The sequence below is a fragment of the Anabaena sp. TISTR 8404 genome (genome assembly GCF_056847745.1).
Genome location: NZ_CP180578.1, coordinates 842891 through 858461, shown reverse-complemented (window position 1 = coordinate 858461; position 15571 = coordinate 842891). Strand labels below are relative to the sequence as shown.

Here is a 15571-nt window from a genome sequence, read left to right as displayed (position 1 = left end):
GGTTAAAACTAGGGTGTAGGGGTAAGGGTTTCGCTTGCTCACACCCTACACCCCTACACCCTTACACCCAGTCTCAACCGACAATCTGAGTGCGTAAGTCCTGAATTCGACCTTTGGGTAATAGGCTGTAATGCGGTATCTTCATTAGGCTATTGGCAATCACCTCTTGCCATACGTATGCCTGTCCTGTATATACCTGAGCCACTATTGCAAATTGATGGTGCTAATGCTTCTGCTGATTTGCTCAATGATATTTTGCAAATTACAGTAGAGGAAAGTCTTCATCTACCAGGAATGTTTACTTTAGTTATCCGCAATGATTACTTTCCTGGGATGGCTGAAGAAGAAACTTGGAAACATCAAAAATTATTCTCTATTGGTAAAAAAATTAAAATCGGTTTTGTTTCCAGCACGACACAAAACGTAGATTTTGAGGATGCAGAGCAAGGTTACGTATTAGAAGGGGAAATTACAGCGATAGAAACTGAGTTTTCTAGTAGTTCTCAAGCTCCCATTGTGATTCGTGGCTATGATGTTTCTCACAGACTGCATCGGGGACGTTATAATCGCTCCTTTCAAAATGTTACTGATAGCGATGTTGTGAATCAAATTATTGGTGAGTCTGGCATTACCGCAGGTACAGTGACTTCTACCACTATTGTTCATGATTACGTCTTTCAAGAAAATCAGACCAATATGGAATTTCTGCGGGAAAGAGCAGCCCGCCTCGGCTTTGAACTTTATGTGCAAGATGGCAAATTAAACTTTCGCCAACCTACACAAGACCAATCTTTATCGCTCAAATGGTTAGAAGATATACATAACTTCCGTGTTCGCGTTAGTAGTGCTGAACAAGTGAGTTCTGTAGAAGTGCGAGGCTGGGACTACACTACAAAGCAGCCTATTGTTTCTACAGCTTCTACAGAACAAGTTATTACCGCCACAGATAATGGTAAAGGCAGTTCAAGTAGCACTAAATTCAGCATCCAGCCGAAAATGATTGTGGTAGATCAGCCTGTGTTTAGTGTGAACGAAGCACAGAAAATCGCCCAAGCTTTGTGTAATGAACTAGGAGGTGAGTTCATTGCAGCTGATGCGACAGGTGAAGGAAATCCCGAAATCAGACCGGGTAAAGTAATTAAGTTGACAGATATGGGCAGTTACAGTGGTAGTTACTACGTAACTGAAACTCGCCATCTGTTCCACGAACGTAAATTTACCACCGAGTTTAGTGTGCGTGGTTTGCGTTCTGGAGACTTGTTAACTACCCTATCACCCCAAACACATCTACAACCAGGACAAACTCTGTTGGTGGGTGTGGTTAGTAATAACAAAGACCCAAAGGGTTGGGGTCGTGTGCGGGTAAAGTTTCCTACGTTAACTGAGGAACATGAAAGCAATTGGGCAAGAGTAGTAAGTGTAGGTGCAGGCCCAGGTCGAGGTTTTGACTGTTTACCAGAAGTTAACGACGAAGTTTTAGTAGCCTTTGAACACGGTGATATCCATCGTCCTTATGTGATTGGTGGTGTTTGGAATGGCACAGACGCACCACCAGAAAAAGTAGATGACACTGTTGTTAACGGGAAAGTGCGCCTACGCACTTTTAAAACCCGCGTTGGACACAAACTCCAATTTGTCGAAGAAGATAAAAGCACTACTAAAAAAGGTGCATATCTGCAAACAACAGACGGTCATAATTTGCGTATGAATGACAGCGAAAAATTTGCCGAATTAGAAACAACAGGCGGTCACAAATTTCGTTGTGATGATAGTAATAAAACTATTAGCTTGACTTCTACAGGTGACATTACAGTTAAATCTGGAACAACCGGGACAGCAAATAAAATTAGTGTCAACGGTGGTGAAATTGCTTTAACTGCAACTCAAAAAATTACTTTAACTGTAGGCGGTACAAGTATCGAACTCACACCCAGCGGTATCACAATGCGAACTACAGGAACTTTGAGTATACAAGCAGGTAGTTCCATCAGCGTGCAATCTGGCGGTTCTTTGAGTGCTAACGCTGGTGGTTCACTCTCCGCTAATTCTGGTAGCTCGATTAGTGTGAATGCTGGTGCTGCGGTTAGTATTAACGGTGCAGCTTCTGTAGGTATTTTAGGCGGAGTAATTCGGTTGAATTGTTAATGGTCAATAGTCAATAGTCATTGGTCATTTGTCATTAGTAGCTCTTTTCTCACCTGCTCCCCTGCACCTCTGCTTCCCCCACTCTTTACTCCCCCCTACTTCTACTCCCTCAAAATTATGTTTCCAGCAGCACGACTAACTGATTTGACTGTAACAGGCGATCCGATTACTGGGCCTGGTGTGCCTAATGTTTTAATTGCAGGTTTACCCGCAGCTTGCGTTGGTGATTTAGTGGCGGGGCCTGTTGTGACTGGCAGTATTGTGATGGGGTCTTTTACTGTCTTGATTGGTGGTAGACCTGCGGCGCGAGTAACATCTCAGGTAGCGGGTGTGAATACTGTAACTGGTGTGCCGTTAACTACGGTTGTGGGTGTAGGTGCGCCGACGGTGTTAATTGGTGGATGAAAAGTCAAAGAGCCTTTAGTTAGAAGCTTTTTTGGTAAATCAGAATTTTTGCGAGAAGTAATCGGAATTTGAATGCAGAAAGTTGTTCCTTTTCCGGGTTCTGATATGCATTCAATTGTACCGTTGTGCTTTTCAATGATTTTGCGACAGATGGGCATTCCTAACCCAGTTCCTTTACCGATGGGTTTGGTAGTGAAGAAAGGTTCAAAGAGGCGATCGCGCACTGCTTGAGTCATTCCCGAACCGTTATCTTGAATCCGAATCACTGCATGGGGATAATTTGCATATACTTTGCCATTTTCTAATGAGGTGCTAATAGTGATAATTCCCTGTTTTTCTTGGCCATCAAAGGCATCGATCGCATTCGCAATAATATTCATAAATACCTGATTTATTTGGCTGGGATAGCACTCTACTAAAGGCAGTACATCATAATTTTTGATGACTTCAATCCCAAATTTGCCCCGGTTTGTCTTTAAGCGGTTATTCAAAATCAGCAGGGTACTATCAATACCTTCATGAATATCTGTGACTGTCATTTGTGCTTGTTCTGAACGCGAAAAGTTGCGTAAAGACAACACAATCTCACGTACACGCTTGATTCCTAAACTCATCGAACCTATCAGCTTAGGCAAATCTTCAGTAAGAAAGTCTAAATCAATTTCTTCGGTAAGAGCTTGAATTTCAGGGATGTACTGGCAATTATTTTGATAAATCTGCACTAGATGCAATAAATCATCAACATATTGTTGAGCATGGCTAATATTGCCGCTAATAAAGTTAACTGGGTTATTAATCTCATGGGCAATTCCAGCAACCAATTGCCCCAAGCTCGACATTTTTTCACTTTGAATTAATTGTGCTTGCGTTTGTTGTAATTCGTGCAGAGTATGTTGTAATTGTTGAGCTTGTGTTTGGGCAATTTTAGCAGCTTCACAACTTTGCTCGTAGAGTAAAGCTTTTTCGATCGCTACTCCAGCTTGCATTGCTAATATACTTAATAGCTTTAAATCTCTGGTTGTATAGTTGATAGCAGTTTCGCTACATATTACTATTGCACCAACTACCCGTTCTTCTACATTCAATGGTACACAAATTAGAGAAGTAAATTGTTTTTTTTCACCAAGAAATTTGGGATAACATACTATATTGTTGATAATTTCTCCTCTGCCATTTTGAACAATACTACCGATAATTCCTTCACCTAACTTGAGAGGTTGTTGCAGATAACTATTTCCACCAATCTCAGTCAAAATTTCAAATATGCCTGTTTGTTTATCTAATAATAAAATTGCTCCGCCTGTTGAGGGAATTAATTGAGATGCTTCTTGAAGTAGTAAACGAGAAACTTGCTTGAGGTTCAGGCTGGCAGTAACTTGAATAGAAATATCATGGAGTAAATCAATTTCTTGGTATCTTTCTAATAATTCATGAGCTAGATTTTTTTTCTCAAACTCTTGTTTAAGTGCATAGCTTAGTAGGGAAACAACACCAGCAGCATTTTCTGAACCACGTACCCAACCAATCAATTCATCAGCAAACTTTATAGGATATGCGATCGCAGAAATTTCGGCTGGTGTACCAAAGAGTATTTGTCCTTCTGTATCTTCTATTGTGAACTGACAATCTATTACTTGAGCAAAATCATTTAAAAGAGCTAAAGTATCCTTTTTAGCAATAAGACTGTTGAAATTACTTTTAACCATTTGCTCTCACCCTGATTTTATTTCAGCTTTTGCTTAAGCATCAGTTTACTCAATTCAAATTTACCCGATAAATATCAGTGTAAAATTGGGTAAATTTTTGTTGTTTACTGTAGTTAGTATTTATTTTTGTTAATAATAATTTATATTTCAACAAAAAATTAATTAAATAACATTAATTAATTTAATAAAAGTTATTTTTTCAAGTTATTTTTTGCAAAATTAAATTTGCATATCTTATTGGATTCGATTATAGAAGAATTAACCAAAACACTTCACCGTAAATTCATCGAATTTTTATTTTTCAGTAAATACACTTAATTTTATTGCATTTATCAATACGACAAGGCAAGCGGAAGAATGTTTCACCACTTGCCCTGAAGTTAAACTTAATAAATCTAATTAGTGATTGGGACTGAGTTTCACTTTGTTTCACTCAACCTACCAGATATGGCGATCGCACTTTTGAAATTGAAATATTGTTATAGTTGAAAGTTTTGCTGTTTTTTTGATGTCATGTGTTGGGTTTCACTTTGTTTCACCCAACCTACAGGAAATGGCTTGTGATTTGCAAAATAATGAGCGTTAGTGTTTGGGTTATTAATCTACATCTGATATTAATTATAAAGATTGATTACAGTGTAGAGACGCGAAATTTCGCGTCTCTACTTCGTTAATGCTACAAAATCAGGCGATCGCATCATAGTACTGAACTCGACTTTTGGCGAATGGTATTAGTTTTGTCAATGAGCATAAAGTAGCTTAGACTGCTCATCACTATTTATTTACCATGCCAGAACTCAATCAAAATCAACACCTGGGTGCGGGCTGGTCTTTCCCGTTACGGGTGAATGTCCAAGGAGGTTTGCAACTCAGTAAAGTAGAACGCAATATTGAAGAGTCGATGATGTTGATTCTGCGTACCGATTTGGGTGAACGGGTGTATCGCCCTAATTTTGGTTCGCGGTTGTCGGAGTTGACTTTTGCACCGATGAATACTCAAACTTTATTACTTTTGCGTCTACACGTCCAAGAAGCTTTGGAAATGTGGGAACCACGCATTGTTTTAGATGCAGTGCGTGCTGACCCTGATCCGTTGCGAGGTCGGGTAGATATTGTTATTGAATATCATCCTAAAGATACCCATGATTCGCGGAGTTTAGTATTTCCGTTTTATTTGAATGGTCAGTAGTCATTGGTCAATGGTCAATAGTCATTGGTCAATTGTTAAGAGACAAAAGGCGTATTTAATACTCAGCACTTTTAACTCAACACTTTATTAATATTGTGGAATTTGATTTTTTACCAAAGTTACCCAAGTCTAATCTGGACGATCGCACTTTTAAAGATTTAGTTGATGAGTGTATTCTGCGAATTCCGCGCTATTGTCCAGAATGGACAAATTATAACCCCAGTGACCCAGGCATTACGCTGATTGAGCTATTTGCTTGGTTAACTGACCAAATGTTGCTGCGGTTTAACGAAGTACCAAAGCGCAACTATATTACTTTTTTAGAGTTATTAGGTGTTAGGTTACAAGCGCCAGCCCCCGCAGTTGCAGATATTACTTTTTATTTGAGTGCGGCTTTACCGGACACTTACACAATTCCGGCTGGGGTGGAAGTGGCGACAATTCGCACCGAAACAGAAGAAGCGATCGCATTCACTACAGATCGGCCTTTAATTATTGATAAACCACAGATTCGTCACTTTCTCACTTGTCAAACTGCTGATCAAAAACCGGAAATTTTGCGCGATCGCTTTACTAATTTATGGACGATGCGTTCTGATGGTGAGTGGTACGGTAGAGAATTGGCATTTTTTGAAGAACAACCCCAACCAGGTAATAGCTTTTATTTAGTGATTGATGGTGAATCGCAGTGCGAAGGGAATGTTCTTGCGCTGCAATTAAAAGGAGAAGCCGCCACCGCCACCGGGATTAATCCAGATATTCCGCCTCGGCGTTGGGAAGCTTGGAATGGTTTGGAATGGGAATCTGTACTATTGCAAGAATCTGACGACAGCACTAAGGGTTTTAGTTTTAGCGAATTAGCGACGCAAGGGATTAATCCCCTACAAGGTGCAGATATAGTGCTGCATTTACCGCAATCTTGGCCTGTGACTACCTTCACCGCCTATCAAGGACGTTGGTTGCGTTGCGTGTATACAGCACCCCAACCCAATCAACCAGGATATAGCAGTTCGCCGCGCATGATTGGTTTAGCTGTGAGATCCATTGGTGGGACTGTCGGCGCAAGTCAAAGCGAACTAATTCACAATGAAATTTTGGGGGAAAGCGACGGTACACCCGGACAAACTTTTCAATTACAAGGTGTTCCGGTATTGAACCGCCGAGAAGATGAATATTTAATCATTTCACCACCAGGAGGAATTCCTCAAAGGTGGTATGAAGTCAGCGATTTTGCCAATTCTCTCCCCCAAGATTTGCACTACACCATCGATTCACGTACTGGGACAGTACAATTTGGCCCGGTGATTCGAGAACCAGCCCAACTCCAGCAGCAAACGGAATTCAGGCGGGGAGTGGGTAATTTTGCCAACATTCAGGAATTGGAAAGACAATATGGGGCTGTACCACCACGCGGTTCGATCATTCGGATGGTTGCATACCGTACTGGTGGAGGGCGTAAGGGGAATGTGCAACGAGGAACGATTACAGTAGCAAAAACTGCGGTTCCTTATGTGGCGAGGTTAATTAACCATACACCAGCGCGTAACGGTTCTGATGCGGAATCTTTGGAAGATGCGGTAATTCGAGTTCCGGCGATGTTGCGAACCCGCGATCGCGCTGTGACTCCGGAAGATTTTGAAGTGTTGACGCTACAAGCTGGCGGTGGTGCGGTGGCGCGGGTACGTTGCTTACCACCCACATCAACAAAAGAAGCCGGAACCATCAAATTGTTGGTTGTCCCAGCGGCGAATACAGATGCAATTAATCGTGGTGAAGGTATCGAACCGGAATTATTTAGTCTCAGCCCGCAATTGCGCGATCAAATAATTGCTTATTTAGATGAACGGAGGTTATTAGGAATACAAGTTAAATTGCAAGCACCCGAATATGTGGGCGTAGCAGTACAAACAGAAGTTGCTTTGGAACCAGAATACAACCATCCCGCCGCGCAACAAGAGATTTTGGGTAAGTTACGGGTGGCGTTGTATCGCTTTCTCAACCCAATTACTGGTGGACAAGATGGTAAAGGCTGGCCTTTTGGTAGACCTGTTTATCCTTCGGATATTGTCAATTTGTTCCAGCAATTTCCGGCGGTGCGGTATTTGGGAGTGGTGCAGTTATTTGAACTGCGATATGTCGGTCAAACATGGGTGCGATCGCTTCCTCAAAATCCAGTTATTGATCCGGGTACGTTGGGTTTAATTTGTTCTTGGCAAAATACTCGTTTGCGTTCTGGTCATGTGGTCAATTTAATTCAGTAAATAAGTGCTGAGAGCTGAGTGCTGAGTTATGGAGGTAAATCAGTTGAGTAAAGTAGAAAGATTTGAGGATTTAATTGCTTGGCAAAAAGCTAGGGTTTTGACTAAAGCAATTTATCAAATTACCCAACAGGGAGCTTTTAGTAAAGATTATGGTCTTTCAGGACAAATGCAAAGAGCAGCAGTATCAATAATGTCTAATATTGCTGAAGGATTCGAGCGTAATAGACCTAGAGAATTTCATCAGTTTCTTTCAATGGCTAAAGCTTCTTGTGCTGAACTACGTTCTCAACTTTATGTAGCTTTAGATGTTCAATATATTCAATCCAGCGAATTTAATCAGATTTTAAATCAAGCACAAGAAGTTGGCAGAATTATTGGTGGTCTTCGTGCATCTATTGACAAAAATAAACAAGAATAAAAACCACACTTTTTTATGACTAACCAAATCCTGCACCTACAACTCACATCTATGCAACTACCTGATGCGGTACAGTCATCAGCAGTGAGTACAAGTGCAGCCGATTTTTCACACTCAGCACTCAGCACTCAGCACTCAGCACTAAATACTCAGCACTCAGCACTCAGCACTCAGCACTCAAATTTGGTTGTACATCCGCCGGAACCGAGTGAGATAGTTTTGCAGCTGGAAAACTTAGGTAGTCGGATGTTGCGGTTAAATGTGCGCCTTGAGGGGAATTTTCCGGCTGAGTGGTGTCGCATTGGGATGGAAGGTTATGAACTCGCACCGCGATCGCGGATGGATGTGGTGTTATATTTCCAACTTCCCGCCGATTTCTTTGAAACTCCAGCGTTGGCGACTGGTCAATCTTTGGTGTTGGATTATCACAGTCGCATTCACGTTAACTACACCGAGGAGGGGACTGGTAGACAGTTAGTTGAAACGGCTGGTTTGAATTTATATGTCCGTCCCCGCAGTCTCTATCCCAAGTTTTTACCTGCGGTTTATCGAGAAGTTGATTTTATTGGGCGCTTCTTGAAAATTTTTGAACAGGCGTTTGAACCCGCAGTGCAAACGCTGGATGTGTTGTGGGCTTATTTAGATCCAATGACTGCGCCACAGACATTGTTACCTTTTCTCGCCCACTGGGTAGCTTGGCCAATTGACCGCCGTTGGACTTTAGAACGACAACGTTATTTAATTCGTTCGGCTGTTGAACTTTATCGCTGGCGAGGAACACGCAGAGGTTTGCGTTTATATATACATCTTTATACAGATTTACCTTTAGATGAACACATTACCAGAGAAGTTGATAAACATATTTGTATTGAAGAAATTCGCGGCGAAGGTTTTGTATTAGGAAATACGCACTTAGGCGAAGATGCAATGATTGGCGGCGGTCGTCCGTATCATTTTATCGTGCGCCTCCGTCCACAACGCCCAAATCAAGTAGATGAACAATTAGTGCGACACATCATCGACCAAGAAAAACCCGCCTTTTGTACCTACGAACTTTATGTAGAAGAGTCAATGGTCAATGGTCAATAGTTAAAAGGATAAAGAATAAACTTTCATACTTCATACTTCATACTTCACACTTCATATTATGGAAATTCACCCCCTAGAACGACTACAAATTCAAGATGGTTTATTGATTAACGCTGAACGATGGAAGCGATCGCATGATTATCACCGTCAGCGGCAAAATATTCATTATCAGTCGCTTAATGAACCGGGAATAGTTCACGGTTTGGGTGTGAGTTTGATTCCTGCACCGAAGGATATACCATCACAATATAACGATGGGCGATGGTTACAAATTCAGCCAGGAATTGCAATTGATGTTAAGGGAAATCCGATTATTGTTCCGCAACCGATAGATTTTCATATCTCGGCTGATATTACAGAAGAAAAACCCAGACTAATTTATTTAGTAGTGCGTTATGTAGATCCAGATAATTTACAGCGCAAACAAGTGAGTGAGTTTGAAACAGAAACTTTTCGGATTGATGAAAAAACGACACCACCTGATGCTTTTGAGGTGGAATTATGCCGGATTTTGCTGCAACCGGGATTAGTGACTTTAGAAAATCCCCAAGATGTATTTTATCCAAGTTTGAATAGTTTAGATTTTCGCTTTCGGAAAATGGCGCGATCGCGACCTACTGCTGTGGTGCGTGTGGTGCATCTGGATACTCATGAAACTAAAGAAAGCAATAGTTTTGCTAATCTCTATTATCTCGTAAAATACACAGAAAGTCTTACTTGTAATTTCCAAGGAGATGAGCAAATTGCACGTTTAAATTTTCCCTTGAACGACCCAACTATAGCAATTAATTATGATTTGCTATTTCTCGCTGGTAGTGAACCATTAATTCTCAATACTCAAGAATTAGCGAATCTCAAAAGTTATTTAGATAGTGGTGGAGTTTTGCTAGTTGAATCACCCACCGATGCAGTTGACCGATTAGAAAGTGTTTTAGATATTACTGAAAATTTAGGTACACCTTTAGAAGATTTGCGCCGACTTGAGCGCAATCATCCATTACGAACACAGCCATTTTTATTTGCTGCATTGCCAACTTTCAATCAAAAACCTATGCAAATTTTAGTTGCAAGCGGCATTGTTTTAGTTATTGGTGATTTATCACTAGCTTGGGGATTAGATGAAAAGTTAACTTTGCCAAGAGAAACAATTCGCACCGCCCAAGAATTAGGAATTAATATTCTTAATTTTGCATATAACCGAAAGCAAATGACTCAATTAAGGCAACAAACTGCTACACCTGTAGCGACTAAACCAGATCCATTAAAAAGCATTTTCAACAAATTAGAATAATTTTTTTTCACGCAAAGTAACGCAAAGTTCAACGCGGAGGAACGCAGAGTTTTAAATACTCAGCACTCAGCACTCAGCACTCAGCACTCTATTTATGGCAGTTAATCTAGTTAATACTAAAATTTCTAAGCAAGTATTGCACTTTCAGCCAGGTGGTTCGCCAGCTTCTTTTGAAGTAACTGTAGTTAATGAAAGTAATCAGTTTGCATCTTTTCAAATAGAAATCATTGCGGCTGGCGGTGGTGAGAGTTTGGGATCTAATTGGTACACGATTACACCAGCCGTTAGTGCTAAAAATCCGCCAGGAGATAGTACAAAGTTTGATGTCACTATCATCAATACGCCTGTTGCAGGTTTTATCGGCAAAATGAATTTAATAGTCCGCATTTTTTCGCTGGAATTGCGGGATGAAGACAGACAACTACTGCGGTTGATAGTAGAAGCAGGAGTTGGTGCTGTGGCTATGCAAGTTGACTTACCTATCAGAGAATTTACAACTCAACCACAGGGATTAATTGAGATTCCAGTACGTGTTTTTAATCCTAGTCAAATTCCTGCAAGCCTTTCTCTTCGTCCTGTTGGACTCAAACCGCAATGGTTTATCAATGGTGATGAAAGATTGTTAGCAGTTTCTCCCGGTGCTAAAGCAGAAACATCATTTTTATGCCAATTACCAATTCCTGAAGAAGTTCCCAGTCAAGCATATTCTTTCACTATTGAAGCCACTCACACTAACGGAGTTCCATCGCGCAGTCGGGAAGGAATAATTAACGTTAATCCAGCAGGATTTATCGATTTTCAATGCACTCCAGAAAAACAACATATACCTGCATCTCGTCCTTGGCTACCCCAATTAAAAGTTAATTCTACAACTTATCAACTAGAGTGCCAAAATCATAGCAATTTGAGCCAGAAGGTAAGCATTGAAGTCAAAGAAGGTGAGGAGGAACAGCCAAAATGTTTTTGGGAAGTTCAGCCAGAATTTTTAGAATTAAACCCTGGAGAAAATAAGAATTTACAACTATTAGTCAGTAAGCGACGGCGGTGGTTTGGCTTAAAGCAAAAACTTGCTTTTAAAGTCAAGGCTGTTGTGCCGAACCACAAAATTAATGTCAATAATGAAAATCAATATTTACAACTAATTATTCATCCTATCTTACATCCTTGGCTACAGATGGGATTAGGCATTTTGTTGATGTATTTACTCTGGTATTTATCATGGCTTAATCCTAATAACCCATTTTTTGGTCATCGTCAGGCTGTGACATTTGTGCAGTTTAATGGTGTAGGCGATCGCGCTGTTAGCAGTTCTCAAGACCAAAGTATTATTAGATGGAATCTTGCTGGTTTTAGCAATCCCTTGGTTAAACAAGATGATGGTCGAATGGCTAAGAGTGTGGGCAAATCTGTGAGAGTTGTGCGCTATAAACCTGTAGATAATGATGTAGTAGCAGCAGGTTTAGAAAATGGCGAAATTCAAATTTGGGATGTACTTGGAGGTACACAAAAACCAAAAGCTACTTTTTCACTTGATAAAGCAGACCGCGTTTTAGGGTTGGAGTTTAGTCAAGATTCCCGCTTTTTATTCAGTGGTCATGGTAGTGGTTTAGTTTTGCAATGGGATGTAAATGGTGCTTTATTAGGTGACAATCGAAGTTTAGAAAAACCTATTAATATCAAAGATGTCAAGTTTCCTGTTTATGGTTTAACTTTAGCTGGAAATGATAAACAAAATTTAGTAATTGGCGGTAGATATAATAACCTAGCAATTTGGAATTTTCCGCAAAATAAACTGTGGAAAGTTCCATATAATCCTCCTGGAAGTCAAAATGATTATATTGTGAGTCTAGATAGTGCAGATTACAAACCAAATTTATTAGCAACAGCAGATAATATGGGACAAATTACGTTATGGAATATGCAACAATGTCTGAGTAAAAATAACGGTCAGTGTCAAATTTTAGATAAATGGTCTGATGGTCATGGTGGTAAAGCAGCGCGGTCTGTGGCTTTGAGTAGAGATGGCTGTTATTTAGTGAGTGGCGGCGATGATAATCGCGTGATGCTTTGGCCATTAACTAAAGAAGGTAGGAGGGCTTTTCCGAATGGGAGGGAAATACGTAAGGAGAGACAGAGATTTAATAGTGTGGATATTAAGATAGTAAAAAATAAAATTTTAATTGTTAGTGGGAATGATGATCATAGAGTTAGGTTAGATATGAGAGATTTGGATCAAAATGTTGGTTGTAAAGGATAATTAACCACTAACTTACGCAGATAAAATATCTTTTTACTTTTGCCTTTTTACTTTTAACTTCTTGACTGGGGGTAAGCATGACTGCCACAAATTCGAGAACTACCAATTCCCAACTCGGTTTGAGTATGGCAGAGGTGTTGATGCTGCCACCACAGCAACGCAAAATTGTCCAGTGGCTAATCAAGCGTTCTGATAGTGCTACTCTTGTTCAAGTATCTATTCATTTAGATTTAAATCAACAAGCTACTTTAGCTTTATTAGATGAGTTAGTTGAAGAAGGTTTTGTTCAGGAAATCTTAACTTCTGGTGAGGTGAAATACCGCGTTAATCTGGCAGCTAAACGTGGTATTCAACAGCAAAATATTCAACAAACTCTTGCCCCTGGTAATCCTCTTGCAATTATTTTTAATCCTTCTGGAGATTATGCAGTTCAGGCTGGTGCAAGTTTTGAAATTAATGTCACGGTGACGAATAAAGGTGCGGAAAGTGCTTTAATTGATATTTTTATTGATGAATTATCACCGCAATTAATTCAATGGTGTGATGCACCTAAGCAAAGGTTAGCACTTGGCCCGAATTCTGTGGGTGAAGTGTTATTTGAATTTCAAGTACCTGTAACAGCAATTCCTAGCACTTACAATTACTCAATTGTGGTTGATGCGCCGTTGCATTATCCTGAAGATACGCCTATTCGACATGGGGCGAAAATTCAGGTTTTACCTGCGATTGAGACGGTTGTTAGAGTTAGTGACCCCACATTTACTTTACTACCTCTGACGAGTTCGCGATCGCCTGCCAAAATTCCCCCAGGCGGAATATTACAAGTTAATGTTAATGTTCACAATCGTTCTGACAGAGTAGATAGATTTCGCCTCAGTTGTCTTGATTTACCCCAAGACTGGGTAAGTATCCGCTATCCTGAAGGGTTGGAAACCGCCGGACTTGTTATTCCCAACATGGGTTTGAACCTCAACCCCGGCGAGAAAGGCGAAATTTTACTTCAGTTTCAACCACCACTAGGCGCAAACGCCGGACTTTATTACCCTAGTATCAGCTTGTACTCCGCCAACAATCCCGATTTGATGCTGTTGGATGTGGTGTATTGGGAAGTTTTACCGTCTTACTTGCTGAATGCAGAAATGCTGATAGTGGTAAATCGGGTAAGACGCAAAGGCGGAACTTTTGAAGTTAAGTTGACGAATGCAGGTAACACTGTGCGGGAAATCGCTTGTCAAGCAGTTCCTGTCGATGAAGACAAGGTGTGTACCTACACGACTTCTCCAGGGGTGTTGCGAGTACTACCAGGAGAAAAAGCTTCTACACAAGTGACAGTTACACCTGTGAAATGGTGGTATCGTCCCATGTTTGGCGCGGGAAGATTACTTAACTTTCGTGTGGAATTAGTAGATCAACAACAATTCCCTTTACCTAATCCGGCTTTACCAGGAAATTTAATTTGGGAACCGCGTCCTTGGTGGCAATTTTTACTCGTGTTGCTGACAACTTTGGGAATTATAGGTGCGATCGCATTTTTAATTTGGTTATGGTTATTCCGTCCCCCCGCAGTCCCCAAAATTCTGCAATTCCTCTCATCTGACGCGACTTATCAAGCATCTAATAATGATTTTATTCGCTTAAGTTGGCAAATTCGCCACCCGAAAAAATTGCAAACATTGTCTTTAACTGGTTTGTTTGCTGATGGTACAGCGGCAGTTCAACCTGTAGTTTATACCTTCAATGGCCAAATTCCCAACGAACTGCAACCATTCTGTCAGATGGGTGCAGTCTTAACTTGTTCTAACGTGCCTACCGATGCCCGTAAACCAGGAGATTATATTTTTCAACTGCAAGCATTTGCTAATAATAATCCAGACTTGCCAGCCGACACAATTAAAACAAATACTATTAAAATTGTCCCGATTCCACCACCGCAACTTCTAGAATTTTCTCCTGCACAATCTGTTTATCAAGAAGTTAAAACTAGTTCTACCAAAATTAGTCCAGATACCATTCGCCTCAATTGGAAAATCAATGATTTAGATAGGATAAAAGAATTGCGAGTTATTGGGCGATCGCCTGAAAACTTAGTTAACAGTCCACTCCAAACTTATGATATCACTCAAGGCATTCCCGACACACTCAAAGCTTTCTGCACACAACAAGAAAATCAACTAAATTGTCGCAATGTTCCTGCAAACAATCGTGGTGCAGGAGACTATATATTTGAATTGCAAGTATTTGCTAAAACCGATACTGATAAACCAAGCATCTCGCAAAAAACAGACTTAGTTAAAGTCTTACCTTTACCTAGTAGAATTGTCGAATTCAAAATTGATGGCAAAAACCCATTACCAAAATATCCTATATTAATTACTCAAGGTAAACCTAACAAAATTATCAACTTATCTTGGAAAGTTGAAGGTAGCAATAATATTAAAGTCGAACTTCTTCCCGCACCAGGAGATATTCCACGTAACGGTACAATACCTTACCCAGTCAACCAACAACCCGGTAACGAAACAATCACCCTACAAGTTACTAATGCTGCTGGTGAAAAAGTAACTCGTTCCGTCACAATTGAAACTTTCTTACCACCTAATTCAACAGTAAATCAACCACAATTACCACAATTAGAAGGTGCAAAACCAGAAATTCCAGCTATACCCACACCACCAACAACCCAACCCCCCGGTACTTCTCCCGGAACTTCACCATCTCCAACTAACAACACCACCCCGACTCTCAATTCTCCTACACCTTCCCAACCAGACAAACTTTCACCCTTAGAACTACCACCAGGATTTGATTAA

Annotated in this window: 10 protein-coding genes; 9 read left to right on the top strand and 1 reads right to left on the bottom strand. The window is 40.5% G+C overall.

The genetic code is table 11. The features are described 5' to 3' along the window. Positions 1-177 precede the first annotated feature (177 nt). Both ACMX3D_RS03605 and ACMX3D_RS03600 read left to right on the top strand, forming a co-directional pair. Positions 178-2145: a VgrG-related protein gene (locus ACMX3D_RS03605; protein WP_482750115.1), complete on the top strand. Its 1968-nt coding sequence runs from the start codon at positions 178-180 to the stop codon at positions 2143-2145. Positions 2146-2262: 117 nt separating this feature from the next. After that, entirely contained in the window at positions 2263-2550 is a 288-nt protein-coding gene (locus tag ACMX3D_RS03600; protein WP_482750114.1) for a PAAR domain-containing protein, read from the top strand. On the opposite strand, the gene ACMX3D_RS03595 is transcribed toward ACMX3D_RS03600, so the two are convergent. Further along, positions 2463-4256 (bottom strand): GAF domain-containing sensor histidine kinase, encoded by a 1794-nt coding sequence (locus ACMX3D_RS03595; RefSeq protein ID WP_482750113.1) that lies wholly within the window; start codon positions 4254-4256, stop codon positions 2463-2465. The two genes, ACMX3D_RS03600 and ACMX3D_RS03595, sit on opposite strands and share 88 nt — an antisense overlap. Positions 4257-5043: 787 nt before the next feature. Between ACMX3D_RS03595 and ACMX3D_RS03590 the strand changes: the two genes are divergently transcribed. The 7 genes from ACMX3D_RS03590 (at position 5044) to ACMX3D_RS03560 (ending at position 15571) form a co-directional block, all read left to right on the top strand. Next, entirely contained in the window at positions 5044-5445 is a 402-nt protein-coding gene (locus ACMX3D_RS03590; protein WP_482750112.1) for a GPW/gp25 family protein, read from the top strand. A gap of 95 nt (positions 5446-5540) precedes the next feature. Then, positions 5541-7706, top strand: a complete 2166-nt coding sequence (locus tag ACMX3D_RS03585) for a putative baseplate assembly protein (protein ID WP_482750111.1) — start codon at positions 5541-5543, stop codon at positions 7704-7706. Positions 7707-7749: 43 nt separating this feature from the next. Next, positions 7750-8124 (top strand): four helix bundle protein, encoded by a 375-nt coding sequence (locus ACMX3D_RS03580; RefSeq protein ID WP_482750110.1) that lies wholly within the window; start codon positions 7750-7752, stop codon positions 8122-8124. Between the two features lie 15 nt (positions 8125-8139). Further along, positions 8140-9213: a phage tail protein gene (locus tag ACMX3D_RS03575; RefSeq protein WP_482750109.1), complete on the top strand. Its 1074-nt coding sequence runs from the start codon at positions 8140-8142 to the stop codon at positions 9211-9213. A 58-nt stretch (positions 9214-9271) separates the two neighbouring features. Then, positions 9272-10504: a DUF4159 domain-containing protein gene (locus tag ACMX3D_RS03570; protein ID WP_482750108.1), complete on the top strand. Its 1233-nt coding sequence runs from the start codon at positions 9272-9274 to the stop codon at positions 10502-10504. Between the two features lie 94 nt (positions 10505-10598). Beyond that, on the top strand, positions 10599-12761 hold the full coding sequence (locus tag ACMX3D_RS03565) for a hypothetical protein (RefSeq protein ID WP_482750107.1): 2163 nt from the start codon (positions 10599-10601) through the stop codon (positions 12759-12761). A 77-nt stretch (positions 12762-12838) separates the two neighbouring features. Beyond that, positions 12839-15571 carry a COG1470 family protein gene (locus ACMX3D_RS03560; protein ID WP_482750106.1) on the top strand — a complete coding sequence of 911 codons (2733 nt, stop codon included), beginning with the start codon at positions 12839-12841 and terminating at the stop codon, positions 15569-15571.